At 39.7% G+C, this 14,184-nt stretch carries 27 protein-coding genes; 16 read left to right on the plus strand and 11 right to left on the minus strand.

The window, feature by feature from the left end:
* Window positions 1–806: 806 nt before the first annotated feature.
* Genes BBP83_RS09695 through BBP83_RS09740 form a run of 10 tightly spaced genes read right to left on the minus strand, consistent with a single transcriptional unit; the run spans window position 807 to window position 5,392 of the window.
* Window positions 807–1,247 (minus strand): hypothetical protein, encoded by a 441-nt coding sequence (locus tag BBP83_RS09695; RefSeq protein ID WP_068887946.1) that lies wholly within the window; start codon window positions 1,245–1,247, stop codon window positions 807–809.
* 5 nt (window positions 1,248–1,252) lie between these two features.
* Window positions 1,253–1,648, minus strand: a complete 396-nt coding sequence (locus BBP83_RS09700) for a hypothetical protein (protein WP_068887949.1) — start codon at window positions 1,646–1,648, stop codon at window positions 1,253–1,255.
* Window positions 1,626–2,039, minus strand: coding sequence for an HNH endonuclease (locus BBP83_RS09705; RefSeq protein ID WP_068887951.1), 414 nt, complete (start codon window positions 2,037–2,039; stop codon window positions 1,626–1,628). The genes BBP83_RS09700 and BBP83_RS09705 overlap by 23 nt, the downstream gene beginning before the upstream one ends.
* Window positions 2,026–2,301 carry a hypothetical protein gene (locus BBP83_RS09710; RefSeq protein ID WP_068887953.1) on the minus strand — a complete coding sequence of 92 codons (276 nt, stop codon included), beginning with the start codon at window positions 2,299–2,301 and terminating at the stop codon, window positions 2,026–2,028. The genes BBP83_RS09705 and BBP83_RS09710 overlap by 14 nt, the downstream gene beginning before the upstream one ends.
* The gene (locus BBP83_RS09715) at window positions 2,298–3,017 is read right to left on the minus strand and encodes a hypothetical protein (protein WP_068887955.1); all 720 of its coding nucleotides are present in this window, start codon (window positions 3,015–3,017) and stop codon (window positions 2,298–2,300) included. Before BBP83_RS09715 ends, BBP83_RS09710 begins: the two co-directional genes overlap by 4 nt.
* Window positions 2,998–4,005 carry a hypothetical protein gene (locus BBP83_RS09720; RefSeq protein WP_068887957.1) on the minus strand — a complete coding sequence of 336 codons (1,008 nt, stop codon included), beginning with the start codon at window positions 4,003–4,005 and terminating at the stop codon, window positions 2,998–3,000. Before BBP83_RS09720 ends, BBP83_RS09715 begins: the two co-directional genes overlap by 20 nt.
* Window positions 4,002–4,337 (minus strand): hypothetical protein, encoded by a 336-nt coding sequence (locus BBP83_RS09725; protein ID WP_068887961.1) that lies wholly within the window; start codon window positions 4,335–4,337, stop codon window positions 4,002–4,004. The genes BBP83_RS09720 and BBP83_RS09725 overlap by 4 nt, the downstream gene beginning before the upstream one ends.
* The gene (locus BBP83_RS09730; RefSeq protein ID WP_068887962.1) at window positions 4,334–4,567 is read right to left on the minus strand and encodes a hypothetical protein; all 234 of its coding nucleotides are present in this window, start codon (window positions 4,565–4,567) and stop codon (window positions 4,334–4,336) included. The genes BBP83_RS09725 and BBP83_RS09730 overlap by 4 nt, the downstream gene beginning before the upstream one ends.
* 47 nt (window positions 4,568–4,614) lie before the next feature.
* On the minus strand, window positions 4,615–5,115 hold the full coding sequence (locus BBP83_RS09735) for a phage regulatory CII family protein (RefSeq protein WP_068887964.1): 501 nt from the start codon (window positions 5,113–5,115) through the stop codon (window positions 4,615–4,617).
* Between the two features lie 58 nt (window positions 5,116–5,173).
* Window positions 5,174–5,392: a helix-turn-helix domain-containing protein gene (locus BBP83_RS09740; RefSeq protein ID WP_068887966.1), complete on the minus strand. Its 219-nt coding sequence runs from the start codon at window positions 5,390–5,392 to the stop codon at window positions 5,174–5,176.
* 134 nt (window positions 5,393–5,526) lie between these two features.
* Here BBP83_RS09740 and BBP83_RS09745 point away from each other — a divergent pair, with 134 nt between their 5' ends.
* The 5 genes from BBP83_RS09745 to BBP83_RS09765 all read left to right on the plus strand — a co-directional run bounded on the left by BBP83_RS09745 (window position 5,527) and on the right by BBP83_RS09765 (window position 8,018).
* On the plus strand, window positions 5,527–6,198 hold the full coding sequence (locus tag BBP83_RS09745; RefSeq protein WP_068887968.1) for an XRE family transcriptional regulator: 672 nt from the start codon (window positions 5,527–5,529) through the stop codon (window positions 6,196–6,198).
* Between the two features lie 29 nt (window positions 6,199–6,227).
* Window positions 6,228–6,530, plus strand: coding sequence for a hypothetical protein (locus BBP83_RS09750; protein WP_068887970.1), 303 nt, complete (start codon window positions 6,228–6,230; stop codon window positions 6,528–6,530).
* A 37-nt stretch (window positions 6,531–6,567) separates the two neighbouring features.
* Window positions 6,568–6,783 carry a KTSC domain-containing protein gene (locus BBP83_RS09755; protein WP_068887972.1) on the plus strand — a complete coding sequence of 72 codons (216 nt, stop codon included), beginning with the start codon at window positions 6,568–6,570 and terminating at the stop codon, window positions 6,781–6,783.
* A gap of 330 nt (window positions 6,784–7,113) precedes the next feature.
* Window positions 7,114–7,440 (plus strand): hypothetical protein, encoded by a 327-nt coding sequence (locus BBP83_RS09760; protein ID WP_068887974.1) that lies wholly within the window; start codon window positions 7,114–7,116, stop codon window positions 7,438–7,440.
* A gap of 224 nt (window positions 7,441–7,664) precedes the next feature.
* A complete protein-coding gene (locus tag BBP83_RS09765; RefSeq protein ID WP_068887976.1) occupies window positions 7,665–8,018 on the plus strand; it encodes a hypothetical protein in 354 nt (117 codons plus the stop codon).
* A 72-nt stretch (window positions 8,019–8,090) separates the two neighbouring features.
* Here the strand turns inward: BBP83_RS09765 and BBP83_RS09770 are convergent, their stop codons facing one another.
* Entirely contained in the window at window positions 8,091–8,549 is a 459-nt protein-coding gene (locus BBP83_RS09770; RefSeq protein ID WP_068888579.1) for a DUF2147 domain-containing protein, read from the minus strand.
* A 304-nt stretch (window positions 8,550–8,853) separates the two neighbouring features.
* Here BBP83_RS09770 and BBP83_RS09775 point away from each other — a divergent pair, with 304 nt between their 5' ends.
* The 11 genes from BBP83_RS09775 to BBP83_RS09825 are packed head-to-tail and all read left to right on the plus strand — an operon-like array spanning window position 8,854 to window position 14,183.
* Window positions 8,854–9,138 (plus strand): hypothetical protein, encoded by a 285-nt coding sequence (locus tag BBP83_RS09775; protein WP_068887978.1) that lies wholly within the window; start codon window positions 8,854–8,856, stop codon window positions 9,136–9,138.
* A complete protein-coding gene (locus BBP83_RS09780) occupies window positions 9,138–9,761 on the plus strand; it encodes a hypothetical protein (protein WP_068887981.1) in 624 nt (207 codons plus the stop codon). Before BBP83_RS09775 ends, BBP83_RS09780 begins: the two co-directional genes overlap by 1 nt.
* 15 nt (window positions 9,762–9,776) lie before the next feature.
* Window positions 9,777–10,904: an ATP-binding protein gene (locus BBP83_RS09785; protein WP_068887983.1), complete on the plus strand. Its 1,128-nt coding sequence runs from the start codon at window positions 9,777–9,779 to the stop codon at window positions 10,902–10,904.
* Window positions 10,901–11,245, plus strand: a complete 345-nt coding sequence (locus BBP83_RS09790; RefSeq protein ID WP_068887985.1) for a DUF2786 domain-containing protein — start codon at window positions 10,901–10,903, stop codon at window positions 11,243–11,245. Before BBP83_RS09785 ends, BBP83_RS09790 begins: the two co-directional genes overlap by 4 nt.
* Window positions 11,242–12,144 (plus strand): hypothetical protein, encoded by a 903-nt coding sequence (locus tag BBP83_RS09795; RefSeq protein WP_068887987.1) that lies wholly within the window; start codon window positions 11,242–11,244, stop codon window positions 12,142–12,144. Before BBP83_RS09790 ends, BBP83_RS09795 begins: the two co-directional genes overlap by 4 nt.
* Window positions 12,141–12,398 (plus strand): hypothetical protein, encoded by a 258-nt coding sequence (locus tag BBP83_RS09800; protein WP_068887989.1) that lies wholly within the window; start codon window positions 12,141–12,143, stop codon window positions 12,396–12,398. The genes BBP83_RS09795 and BBP83_RS09800 overlap by 4 nt, the downstream gene beginning before the upstream one ends.
* Window positions 12,398–12,946: a hypothetical protein gene (locus BBP83_RS15510; RefSeq protein WP_245669737.1), complete on the plus strand. Its 549-nt coding sequence runs from the start codon at window positions 12,398–12,400 to the stop codon at window positions 12,944–12,946. The genes BBP83_RS09800 and BBP83_RS15510 overlap by 1 nt, the downstream gene beginning before the upstream one ends.
* On the plus strand, window positions 12,946–13,443 hold the full coding sequence (locus BBP83_RS09810; RefSeq protein WP_068887991.1) for a hypothetical protein: 498 nt from the start codon (window positions 12,946–12,948) through the stop codon (window positions 13,441–13,443). Before BBP83_RS15510 ends, BBP83_RS09810 begins: the two co-directional genes overlap by 1 nt.
* The gene (locus tag BBP83_RS09815) at window positions 13,436–13,741 is read left to right on the plus strand and encodes a hypothetical protein (protein ID WP_068887993.1); all 306 of its coding nucleotides are present in this window, start codon (window positions 13,436–13,438) and stop codon (window positions 13,739–13,741) included. Before BBP83_RS09810 ends, BBP83_RS09815 begins: the two co-directional genes overlap by 8 nt.
* Window positions 13,734–13,979, plus strand: a complete 246-nt coding sequence (locus tag BBP83_RS09820) for a hypothetical protein (protein ID WP_068887995.1) — start codon at window positions 13,734–13,736, stop codon at window positions 13,977–13,979. The genes BBP83_RS09815 and BBP83_RS09820 overlap by 8 nt, the downstream gene beginning before the upstream one ends.
* Complete coding sequence (locus BBP83_RS09825) at window positions 13,980–14,183, plus strand: hypothetical protein (RefSeq protein WP_068887997.1); 204 nt, start codon at window positions 13,980–13,982, stop codon at window positions 14,181–14,183.
* The last annotated feature ends 1 nt before the right edge of the window (window position 14,184 follow it).

Raw genomic sequence — 14,184 nt, forward strand, 5'->3', positions numbered from 1 at the left:
ATAGAACAATCCTGCTATACAGATAACGCATAGCAGGATTGAGTAGTGTGCTTTTAAGGCTACTGATGTGTTAAGAGGTCGCCAATCCTCAAGTGGTACTCACCTTTTGAAACATATAGAGCCCAAAATCTTCGCGGGGCTAGACGCTACTCACATTCACTAACAACCAAATAGGCATGGTCACTTCGCAAAATGCTTTCATTCAATTTCGGGTTGGGTCATCACTCCCGATTCTGGGGGTTCCTGCATATCCTATTCATGCTCGATAAACTGCATGGGTTGTATCCTCTTTCGTGGGATCTATACGCGCTTACTTAAACAGTCTTTAGCTAATTAGCAAGCTTAAGTGTATGGGCATGGCTTTTCTCCAGACAATAAAAAACCACCCTAGGGTGGTTTTTATGAAATTGATTAGTTTTTAAACGATTACTTAGGTCTGCATACCACCTAGGCTAGTACAAAACAGGTTAATTGCAGAATTACTTAAAAAGTTTGAAACGGTTAAGATTAGGTTTCTCTTCATAGGCGCCTCCACATTTAGATTAGGGGAATTAGATTGATTGCTTGTTTTAAATACTACATAACCAAATACAAGTGCAATTAAACCGTAAACTAGTGATGGAATCGAACCATCAGCCACATACCCAGACCTAAATAATCTTCTTCAATAATAACACAAAAATTGAAAAGCATTAAAAAACCCACCAGATGATGAGCTTTTAATTAACTTTAGTGCTTTACATACACTTCGGTCACTATAGCAGAAATATGCCATATCCCATGCGCACGGTCAACAGATTCTGATCTCAATTTAATTTTAAACGCTTATCATGACCACAAAGGAAGAATTTACCTGCATAAACCATGCTCTTAATTGAAGTTCTTCCGAGAATAAACTCGTTTGCCATCTGATCAAACGACATACCTCGGACATTCTTCTCAATAAAAAGATTAACGGCCACTTTGGCTGAATCACAGATACGACTTGAAAATTTTAAATCAATGATAAGTTTTCGCACCTCATTTGCTTCAAAATCATCAATACTGCAAATCAATTGATTCTTACGCGGTGCCACCCCCTTGTTATTCTCGCAAATCAACCAATAAATCTGATTAACGCCCAAGCGGTCTGGTTCATTCCCTGATTTCATGCGACAGGTTTGAATGTACGCCCCATACTGCTTAAACCACTCTTCAGCTGTAAACTTTGACCAATCCATTGTTTGTGCTTTTACCGCTACATTCATCCCAATCACCCTATTCGCTTTAAAATTTCGTCGATTGCTAAACCGTTTTTTACTTGTTCAGTGCTGTACCGATACACCTGATAACCCAACCCCTGTGCCGAGTTATATTTCGCCATGTCCCCTAAATAACCTTTACCCCGTGTATGACGGCCATTACTCCAAATCCCGCCTTCAACCTCAATCAAAATACCCATTCCAATTAAATGAAAATCAGCTCTCCACTTCCGATCTGCATTAAATTGAAACTCCTGTTCAAAACTGATTTTGTGTGCCTTCAGGTGCTGAGATAAAACCGCTTCACCCTCACTCACCACTCGTTCTTTCTTGACCGATGCAGGACGCTTGGCCCTGCGTTTCGGTTTATTGATTTTCTTGTACTCAGCGAGTGAGATGCTGGTCACTGGCACCTCGCTTCTCGAAAAAGAACACCACTGGATCAGGCTTAATCTCAATCAAGCCAAAACGATGTAAATGACGCGCATGAGTGCTATCTCTAAGCAATTGAACATCACGATAGTGCTCAATGGATTTACGCCATGATTCAAGGCTCATTGAGTGTTTGTTTATATTGCATGGAACACATGAGGGGTTAAGGTTCTCAATAGTGTCTAGATGTGGCTTATGCATTTCACCAGTAGACTTAACACCTCGCTTTGGACACCAAGCTAAAACCCTATCTACCGCTTCAATATGGTCTGCATGCCACTTATCGCCCAACTCACATCCGCAATATGCACAATGTCCGTCATACTTCATTTTGAGTTCTGCGCGCTGTTTCTTATTCAGTTGCATGCTCACCTCGCAGGGCTTCTTCCACCTCATTAATCAAGGCCAATGTTTCACACTCGATCATAAATTTTCCAATAAACTTACGATTTTCATTACATACACCTAATGTCGAATTAATACGCTCCTGCAACGCATCCCGCTCTTTTTTCATCCCGATATAACACCGCTCCATGTTATTCAGCTGAGTTTTAAGCTCTGCAATCTGATCCTGTTGTTCCTGCATCTTCCCGATGTAGCGCTGATTCATTTCTTTTAAATCACTCATGCAACACCTCCCACGCTCTTAAACTCTCGACCCGCTTGCATTAAGGCCTTTGGAAGACTTAAGCCCTCAACCTGTAATTCCTTGGTTCGGCTCTCTATCCATGTTTTTTGCTCTGGTGTTTGCACAGGCAACATTGAATTGGGTTTTGTGTCTAAAACCATGGGCTTGTTTTCTACAGCTTTAGGTTTATCCCAGATCGTTTGTTTTATCCCTTTTTCAGCAAAGTCTTTAATCACATCTGCGTAATTATCCTTGAAGGCCTCATAAGCTAAATACATCGCTCGATCTGCATTTTTCGCCCAAGTAATTTCCTCAAACATTTCATAACAGCGGTCATACGCATCTTTTTCCGCATTGGTAATGTCTTGTTTAGAGTCCTTACGCCACTTCAAGATATTCGCTAATGCTGCATGCTTACCTTTGAATGAATCCTGTAAGCGCTGTTGATCAGTGCCAAAGCCAGTGATTCCTAGGCACCACTTGCGGAACATGGCAGGATCTGGACAAAAACCGTTATCACGAACTTGAGACAATCCGAAATTCACCTGGTCATGGGTTAGTCCATCGATACAGATTTTCATTGCAGTATTGATTTGCGCTGTAGCCACACCATCAAAAGTTTTTTCAAATGAACGTGGTGCAATCGCTTTAAAAACACCAACCAGTTGCGCTGAGTTAATTGGGCCAAGGTTTTGATTAGAAGCCGTAAGTTGCATTGCCTTGCTCCTCTTGTGCGATTAATTCTTGAATTTCAGACATTCGAGTTGATGCTTGGGTTTGATTGCTAAAATTACTGCTCAATGAAATGCGAGGTTCAAATAATCCTTGGTGATTACCTTTGATTGCGGTCTTCAAAGAAATATCTGATTTCTCAATTCCCCACGCCTTAAACTCATCATGGATGGTCTTGAGTGCATTTTTGGTCAATGCGGTTTTTTTGTATTCAGAGCGATTGGTGACAAACTGCTCCCAGAGATTTGGTGAGCAGAGTTTTTGGATATTGGTTGTGGTCAAATCCATAACTTCATCAAAAGATAATTTACGAGTTTTCTCTTTGCGCTCAGCTACAGATTTGGCTTTCTGCTCTGCTTCCATTTTTTGTTGATCAAGGAGATTCTGTTTTTTGATTTCTTGGTATTCAAAGAAATGAGACTGCAAAGGATTTTTAGCCCGAAGGGTATTATTTAATAATTCTATAATAGTAATTCTATGGGTTAATTCTATTGTGTCTACAGATTTTGTAGTACCTATCACTACAGATTCTGTAGTGGTGCTATCCATATTTTGTAGTACTACAGATTTTGTAGTGGTACTACATTTTTTGAAGTGCTCAACCAAAGAAACTTCATTAATTTGATACTCATTGCCTTTGCGACTACTCTCGCTCACGACAGATATAACGCCCAAATCAATCAGCTCTTTAAGGCCTTTACGCACAGTCATGGCACTTATTTTTTTCGCACCTTCCAGCTTCCCACCTTGAAGTTGAGAATAGCTAACATGGTCTGTGGTTTTGTCTTTAAAGCCGTTAATTCGATCCTCAAGCTCTGCGTACACGTTTCTAGCGGCATCGGTTAAGAATGGGCGTACTTCATAACGGTAAAGACGACTCGAAGGCACGTAACCCCTCTCGAACTTGTCTACCATTTTATTTCCTTTAACAAACGGAACAATATTGTTCTCGTTTTTTAAGAGAGCTGTCATTTCTTAGCACCTCCCAGCTTTACTAAGCCACGCTTTTCCAGCTGGCGGATAATTCGAGGTGCGATAAACTCGCCATTGACCTTGTAGCGCGTTCTGGACTTCTCTTTGACCTGAATAAGCAAAACACCTTCTTCCAGTTGACGGCGTATCTCTATTGCTTGCCCCCCCATTTTGGTGGTGTGTTCCATCAGGTAAAAAGCTTCTTGGGCCTCGATACATGCCAGCATTCGAGAACGACGCATAACAGCTAATTCCTTGGCTGTGTAAATACGAACAGGCTCAAGTAATGGAATGGTGGTCTCAATTGGCGCTAATGATTGATTTGATTTCATACCACCTCTCCCAAACGCTTTCCAGCATTCAATTCCGCCACACTTGCTGTCCGAATCGAGTGATTAAGAGCGACCTTGGCACCATTATTCATAAGTACACCGCGAGATCTTGCGAATGAAACTGTCATAAGCTCGTCGTGCATTGAGTCATCAATAAAAACAACGACATCACCGACCAAGAAGTCGGGTTTGTCATCTGTGGGTGGTTGTGGTAAATTTAGTTCGTTCATTGAATTGCCTATATAATTTTTTGAATACGAAAGCCTGATTCTCTAGATCAGGCTTTTTCTTTTTCTAAATTCGATGTGTACTTTTTCATTTGCTTAAGTGCTGCTTGATCTACTGCGGTAATCAGCTCAATTAAACTTTGTGTAAGCTGGTGGATATCTTCGTATTCCGCTGGCGTCACTACACCATCTTCATAAGCGTCATACACCGCTTTATTCGCTTTGCCATTTGTAATGTTCGAAAGCATCATTGCTTCAAAAATTGAAAGCTCATGGTGTTTGCTTGAATCACAATTCACTGGCACCAATGCATAGCCCATTTGATGCGCCCATACCTTCAACACCTCAGGGTTTTGTGTGTACATCATGATTGCTTCGAGCTTTTTAAGGCTTGGCAAATGGTTAGACATGCTCACGTTGCCGTAGTTGCAAATCGTGTTATGTGAGTCACCAGTAACCTGAGCAATTTCTTTCGGTGAAATCCCCTTCGTCTGATTAATCATTTTAAAAATAGCCGTCTGAGCTTCACGACTTAAGGTTATTTCTTGCATTGTGAAATCCTTGTTTTCTTTCACGTTTCTTTAAAACAATGGCCGAGTGATAATTGGGTTAGGCAGTTAATTTCTGAAATTCTTTCAGGGATGGGCATAAGTCAGAGGCCTTGAATTTACCGTCTGTGGCTTTTTCCGCTCGCATTGCAATAAGCTCAGACATATTCCAGCGACCAGACACATACCCACTGATGTTTGCTTGACTAACACCCAAGGCGATGGCAGTGAGTTTCTGCCCGCCAAAGTGCTTAACGAGATCTTTGTATAAGGCCTGCATTAGCATTCTCTTATTTAAATATAAGTAACACTTGAATAATATTAGTATTCTAATACTTAGTCAATAAGTATTCTTATTTGAATTATTATTAGTAGCCTAATATATTTATTAGATATAAATGAGGCTTTACCCGAATGCTTAAAGATAGACTTAAGGTTGCAAGAAAAAATGCACGCAAATCCCAGCTTGAGGTAGCTGAGGCTATAGGGATTACGCAATCCGCATACAGTCAACTGGAGACAGGTAGGGTTGACTCCTCATCACACCTTCCTGCAATTGCTAGATTCCTCGGGATTGATTCGTATTGGCTACAAACAGGTGAAGGTTCTGCTGACACATTGAATTCTCTGGAGATGTTGGATCCAGTAATCGTCACTGATGATCTTAAAAATCAGTTTGTTTGGATTGATGTGGTTGAGGCTAGCTTCTCTTGTGGTACAGGTGAATCCATTGAATTTCACTTCGATGCTATCAATGGAAAAATTCCCTTCCCACCCGCATTTCTGAAAGATAGAAATGTCACCGAACAAACTATGAAAATCATTAAGGCCAAAGGTGACAGCATGGCTGACTTCATCAAAGATGGTGACATGGTGGGAATTAATTTAGCTCAGACAGATGTTATAGATGGTGAAATTTATGCAGTGTATTTTGCTGGAGAAGGCATGATTAAGCAGGTATTTAAAGAGGCTGATGGTTCACTCATTCTTCATAGTCTTAATGAAAAATACCGCGACAAAATTGTGACTGAAGAAAATGGAAAAAATTTCAAAGTAATTGGACGCCAGATCTGGCGCGCTGGGTAATTGAAATTTCTTAAAGAAAAGGGAATGCAATGATCGCAACACTTAATAAATCTAAAACTGCACTAACAATTAATCGTCAAGAATTTAAATTGGCACTAGATAAAATTGGCGCAGGAATTGATAAACAAATAGCCTCACTTAATAAAGCCAAACAAAGCTATGACGCCACGGAAATGGCACGCGAGGTCATTAGTGAAGCAAATATTTTTGAAGCTATTATTGAAGGCTTTAACGAAGCAGAAGGCACTAATCTAAAGCTGGCTGACATAACCAATCTTGATGCAGCACAAGGCTGGATAGATGAATTTTTAGAAAAGTGTTCTGAGCTATAACCCAGCAAACAAATTAAGGAAATGGCAAATAAACTTGATGCAAACAATTGAAGTTAATTCCCGCAATATCAGCCATGTGCTTTACCAGCACTTCTTATTGACGGTGGTGCTTAGGACTGGTGAGAGGTTTATTTACAAGCTTCTTGAGGCAAGTACATTTGCGGAATTTATTGATTCGGAAGATAGGGATAAATATTATAGAAGCCATATTGAGGCAAATAAAAAATTTAAACGGATTCAGCTTTTTGTGTGATTAAAACTGCTAAGTTAATTAAACTAAATTTTAATGTTGAGACTAGTGTTTTCAACCCGCCCTATCGGCGGGTTTTTTTATCTTAAATAAAATCCTAAAGAAAAAATGAATACACCTGGTAGCATGCATAAAAAGCCAATAGCTTTTGCATCTTGCATATTTTTTATATGTTTTTGAAATATATGTGGGCCAAATATTATCCCTGTAAACGTCACAATAAAACCTATGATTATTAGAAATGCTGACAAAATCTAGCTCCCCAGTTAAATACTGTATTTTCTAAATAGTTTTCCCACTATAATTCATTCAGCTATAACAACAAGACTGCTCATGCAAAAAATAATACTCAGCACCCTACTACTTTCCCTTGCTATCACTGGCTGTCAAAAACAGCAAGCTGAAGATACCAAAACGCAATTTGAAAAATCAGATGCTGTTATCGGCAAATACCTAGATCAGCTTGATGACCCAAATACGGCGCAAGATACTCGTATTCAGATCCTATGCAAGGATTACCCACAAGAGTACAAAACAAACTACATGCCTGCACTTTTAAAGTTATCGCCTGCTGATTACACTGAAGAAAAGCTACTGAAGGATTTAGAGATTGCACTGAATTACTACAAAGACAATTTCAAAATTGAATGCCCTAATTAACACTGCGTAGGCCCATAGGTGAAGCCATAGAAAGATATGTAATTGTTGTGATATTGATCATTGTCGCTATTTTATTAGTGATATTTTATAATCAGAAAAAATGACAAATAACCCAAATTCGGTGGCTTTTTTTCTGTCATTCAAATGTAAATAAGCCTTCATATATAAATTTAACTAATTAATATATGCATACCTATGATTTATAAATAAATGGCATATTCAAAATGAAATATTTAATTGGCGCTTCTCTTATCGCTTTAGCACTTGCTGGCTGCAACTCCTACCCTGCTAAAAACGCTCCTCAAGAAAATAGCGTACCAAGCACTCCTGCTGAAACTCAAGTGATTAACTTTGTTGGACCAATGGATTTAACCATTCAACTTAAGTCATCTGATAACTTCGAAACGGCAGAAATGACAGACAACTCTGGTAGAGTCCATCATTTAAAACAAACTGTAGCAGCTAGTGGTGTGCGTTTAGCAAATGATCAAGGCGTATCAATTCACTTTAAGCGTGGTGAAGGTATTGTAGAGCTTGTAAAAGACAAACCGATTAGCATTACCGAATATAAAAAATAAGATTAGTATTTAAAAGCCAACCCATCCCAGTGATGGGTTTTCTTTAGATATATCTGAGAAAACTTAAATTTTTTAAAATTTTTTCCAAGTCATAGCACTGGTGGTATTGGCATTTATTGCCTTACCAAAAACTTTCATCTGATCTCGAGAATCATTTAAACGAGCTTCAATATCATAAGTTTGGCCATCTTGTATGCTAAGCCATACACCCTTCTTAAATTGAGTATTACTGTTATTTGCTACCATGCCCTTTAGTACTTCCATACCAAAAATTGGCTGATCCTTTAATACACCTTGGCATTTACCACATGCATCAGGATTTTCCACACCAGGTGCTTGTCGGTTTTTAGTAACCACAGCACTATATTGTTGGGTTTTAGAGTTCTTGCGAATTACAATTTCAGAAACGTAATAACCTGTACGATCATCAATAACTTTCCAAGTACCAATTAATGGATCAAAAGGCATGGCATTCAAAGGATTGATAAGTCCCAACAGTAGTGCAACAGCACCAAAAAATTTAAGATTCATATAAAAATTATTTACAGTTAAGTTAAAAGAAACACAAATGTGCATAAAACTCGGTGAATTATAACAATTATTTTTCAGAATTATAAAAAATTGATTCTAGTTTCATAAGCACCTATCCAACCCACCCTGTGTGGGTTTTCTTTTGCCTATTAAAACATAGAAAAATTAAATTTATAAAAATACTAATAAATATATTAGCAAACTTATTGACTACTAATATTAGTATGCTAATATTTATCTCGTAAACAACAAAAAGCCCCAACACTTGCAGGCGACGGGGCTAATTGAACACAACGAGGTAATTATGAATAAAACCGCATCACATAGCAATACACCGACTTTCGTAAAAAACGAAAGCAATACAAAGCCTGTGCTTTACCAGCACCCGACCAAAGCAGAAATGCGTACTCCTTTTGGCGCGAAAGCTAAAGCAGTATTTAAAGAGTTGGCGGCAATTGGTCTTGTGATTATCACAATCGCCTCACCTATTTTAACCATTCGCAGTTGTTCAGATGAAGTAGATCGTCAGCATGCGCAGGCTGTTAAACACCAGTTGCAATTCTCAACTTCAAATGTGGGAGCACGCTAATGAAAAAACCTATCGTGTATGACACCGAATTCCGTGAAGACTTAGGTCTTGATGCTGATGGCTATCACCGCATTCGCATGGGTAAAACCATCTACTGCGTGAAAGACAATGTGATTTTCATTGTTGATGCAACTGGTGCCCTTAATCGCCTTGAAGAAGCTGGCTTGCCTAAAAACAAATGGTGGATTCGTCGCAACGTGAATGAAGTCCTTGGCTTAAACCAAAAGGCTCAGCCTGAGCCAAAAAAGGAAAAACTGATTGCTAGTTTGGTCAGTAAATCACGTAACAGCTATGTCGTTGCCGTGAATGGTACTGAGTACGTCATTAGTATTTCTTCTGACTTCACCAAAAACTTTGATGAATACGTTCGTGAAGCCAACGCCCCTATTTTCTCCTGGTTAAGTGTTCAGGAAATCAAAAACGGTATGAAGCAATACGCTCCAGCCGATGTTGTGAATGATCCTGAATTTCAAAAAGTGGTTAAAGGTGTTGTGAATCCTCAGCGCAGGCTCGCCCGAGTTACTCAACATCATAGCTTTAATCGTTGGCACTCAAAGCAAGAATGCCGTGAGTACCGCGCTAAGCAACATAACACCGATGCTTTCGGCAGAACGTTTAACTAAATTAGGGGAAATATCATGGCTTTAGCAATTATTCCAGCTGACCAAGCATTAAACGTCAGTGCAATCATCACATACATCTATGCAGATCCGGGTGTGGGTAAAACATCTTTGGGCTTTACTGCAGACAAGGCTATTTCTTTCGACTTTGACCGTGGTGCTCACCGTACTGGTGAACTTCGTCGCGGGGCTGTGGTTCCAGTACAACAGTGGTCAGATATTGAAAATATCAAAGAGCAAGATCTTGCTCCATACAACACAGTGGTGATCGATACCGTTGGCGCTATGTTGGAGTCTATTAAAACTCACTTGCTTAAAACTGCAAATAACCGTCAACAGGATGGTGCCTTAAAACTTAAAGCTCAAGGCTTGGCAAACATGAAGTTTAAGCAATACATCAATACCCTACTGAGTTTTGGTAAAGATGTTGTTTTTATCGCCCATGCTTCTGAAGATCAAAATGGTGATCAGGTCATTTACCGCCCAGAGCTAGGTGGTAAAAACAGAAATGAGCTATACCGCATTGCTGACATCATGGGCTACTTAACAACGGTAACGACGGGCGAAGGTAAGAATGCCCGCGTTATCAACTTCAAACCATCACCTACCCACCATGCTAAAAATTCAGGTGGATTGGGTGGTGAAACTGGTGAGGTATGGTTGCCAGATCTAAAGACCAATCCTACATTCTTGGCTGATCTTATCGCTGAAGCAAAGGCCCATATCAATACCTTAACACCCGCTCAGGTTGCATCAAATAAGGCTCTTGAGGATTTTGAAAACTGGAAACAGAGCTGTGAAGAAGCACTGCATGCTGGTGATCTTAACCAGCTGACAGAAACCTTGAAATTGGATAAAGAGCACATGTATTACCAAAACATGCGCCAAGCCATGTTAGTCCGCTCTAAGGTTTTGAAATGCAATTTCGATAAAGAGCGTGATGCGTGGATTAGTCCACCTGAGTTCAATGGCATTAATGAAACTCAGCGCGATGACCTTCAGGCGTTTATATCTGAGCGTGGTTTAGATGTGAAAACCGTGTGTGAGCATTTGGGAATTGATTCACTTATGCAAATTGATTTATCCAACATTCAAGCAGTGAAACAAGACATTGATGAACTTGGCAAGCAGGAAGTGTCGGTATGAGCGATTCAATTTTAAGAAAAATTAAGCATTGTGAGGCTTTATCTAAAAGCCCCAATGGGAATGAAGCTGCTGTGGCTTATAAGCAAATGCAGGCACTTATTAAGAAGCACCACATAGCCTATAAAGCCAATCAAACCAATTTTAAAGCTGGTGACAAGGTTGTATACATCCCCTTACATCGAACAGATGAGGTTCTTACTATTAGCCTCATGATGGATAAGGATCACTTGCGATATCCAGTTGCCTTTATGGGTGGTATCAATGCATGCGGCATAATTATGATACGCCATGCTACACCCGATGAAATTATTACAGGAAAAAGAGCGGGGAAAACAGCATGAATATTTTAAATGGTACCGAAGCATTTACAGCAATGTCAGCAGGTCAAAAAATTGAATGTCGCCATGTTGGATCTGATTTAGATTTTGATGATATCCGCAACTTCTCTGCAACTGTCTTTATTGATCAGGATCATGAATTTCGTATCGCTGTAATTTACATGATGATAGGTGCAATGCAGGTTCCAGAGGCTGTGAAAGACACTCCAGCGAAAGGCGTGCAATGCTTTTGCCCTTCACTATTAACAACTGAGTTAAGCAAGGCGTTTAAGTGGAGAAATTCAGATTCTGATCTGACTTTATTGGAGCGCGGTTTAGTTCATTTGTATGAAGAGAATGCCATCACTCATGCCAGAGCATTGGTTGCTGTGAGTCTTGGGCTGGTAAATAGTCCATTTAAAAATGAGGTTGATTTACCTTGGGATGATGAGGAAAAGACATCCACAAGTCAGTCGAATATAGAAATCATCTCGCAGGGCCCGATTGCTGTGGTTGAAGATAGTCTTACTGATTTTGAGGTTCAAGAAGAATCAACAAAAAAAGCATTAGACGATGAATACAAAAACCATTTGAATCAATTGCTTGATGGTGTGTCAAATGCAAAAACACCTGCAGAAGTAAATGCCCATACTCGGTACACAAAGAAGTGGTCAGAAGAACAGCGCAAACCCCTACTTGATGCGATTCACAAGCGTCTTAATGAGTTAGCACCAGACGCAATTGAGATTAAAGAACCACCTTCGCTGTTGTCTCAAATTCAATCTGCTGAGGATTTAACAGCATTGGATGTCTTAGAAATTGATGTGGCCAGTCGTCACGTAGACATTCAGCCCAAGCTAATGGATGCCATTAAAAAGCGAAAATTTGAATTAGAGAATCAATCTGGTGAGGTGGTTTCATGATCTGTCCAGAACAATTGATTCCTGCCTTCACCATGTTTATTGCAAGCGATGGCTATCAATGCGTAATCAAAAAAATCATTGGTGAGGCAACTTTTACAAAAGCAAATAAGCCCGGTTTGAAAATTGACAAACTTGGAAAAATGAACGAAGCAGCGCAAAAGCGTTATGAGCTGTTTCTTAAATTATGGCTGAAGAATGGCAAAGACTTTGTACTTCGCCTTCGAGCTCAGGCAATTATGTTGAAGGTGGTGTGATGGATATTAAAGAAAAACAAGCTCGATGGGCTTTGGAAAAACCGCTATTTGAAGCTGAATTTATTCACTCTCACCTTCTGCCATTTTTCCACTTCAATGAAAATACTGGCGATTATGAAATCAAAACTGAAAGCGTCAATAACACAGATGAAGAAGATCGTAAGGTTGCTTATGAGTCTTTAAATACTGGTTGGGCGATGTGGTTACGTGTAAAACGCACCGCCAAAGCCCAAGCGGTGCTGAAATCCCCTGTGATGGCTTTTGATGAGTGGTTTAAAAAGAGACACGAAAAGACCGGTCTATATGAAGAAGCATTATGTGGAAAAGATGATGCAACTTATATCAAGCATGAAATGAACAAGGCATTTCAGGCTGGTCGGAAAGAAAAACAAGCGGTGCCTGAAGGTTTTGTTTTGATGCTTAAAGACTGCTCTGACGATATGGCTGAGATAATTGCGACTACTGCCAACGTATGTGGCGGAATAGCTGGTGATGTTTATGACGCCATTCTCAAGCAAGCAATGATCGAAGCACAGGAGCAAAAATAATGCAGATGTATTTTGAAATAACAGATGCAGAATCTGTGGCTAAAATCGATGCAGCCATGAAACCAATTCATGACTTTGATGAAAAACTACATGCTTTGCAGAAAAAATATGTTGCTGATAAGCCATATGTTTTTAACTCATTAGATCATGGTCTTGAATTTAGTTATTTGTGGTTTGAAGCTTATCCACTTCATCTGAACACCGAAAGAGAATTCAAGGTATCTATTGAAAAATATAAAACTGGATATGAGTTACGCCCGCGGAAAAGTAATAAGAAATTCTATTCCGAATTTATGAGCGGTCTTACTGGCGTGAGCTACAACAACTTAAAGGCGGTCTTGTTTGGCGATGAGGAGTGCAGACCAAGCCTTTCATACATGAAAAAAGGCAATGTTTATTACATTGATTCAACAATGGATATTGCTCTCGCATACCGTGAATTAACCGCATCGGAATATAAAGATTTAACAGAGGCACAGGAGCAAAGTCATGAGTGAACTTACATTTGATCAGTCTGGTGACTTTGTTGCAGTTGATTTAGCTAGAGTCTGGCTAAAAGACCATGGCTATAGTTGTGGCTCAATGTGCATGGATATGCCAATTGGTATTCTAAAGGGTGATTGGCGTATTGCTAAATGGAAAAATCTCACAGCAAAAGAACGCACTCAGCTAGATGGTCAGTTGGTTTCTAAAGATTTTCGGAACGGCCCTGTCACTATTCAGCTTAAAGATCCTGCTACTGAAGCAGAAATTAATGCAGGCCTTCGTCTTGAGCAGGTGAAAAGTCATGATTGAGAAAATAGAAAATCCATTAAATTTTGGCCTTGAGCAAATCGAAGTTTTAATATCAGAGCTTCAGGAAACTTTTGATTCATTCGGTGGAGATTTAGGTCCCTTCGCACTGGATGAGTCTGGGGTCTCTATTGAGATTAAAACCAAATCTGGCGAATACAGCTACAACCTTGAACAGTTAAAGAAACTTAAGGCTGAACTTGAAGATCCATTAGTGCAAAGTTTGAAGGAGGTGTCTTAAATGGCTTGTCTAATTAAAATCTCTGAATTTACCAGACGTGTGTATGGTGATCAGGGCTCACACCCTGCCCGCCAAACAATTGTGCGTCAATGCAAGTTAGGAAAATTACCAGCCGAACAAAAAGGCAATTTATGGTACATCAAGTGGGATATTTACCAGAAACAAACTGGCGATGATCTCGTTGATAAAGTTTTAGGAAGTTGAA

Origin of the sequence: Acinetobacter celticus, assembly GCF_001707755.1 — a bacterium.
GTDB lineage: Bacteria > Pseudomonadota > Gammaproteobacteria > Pseudomonadales > Moraxellaceae > Acinetobacter > Acinetobacter celticus.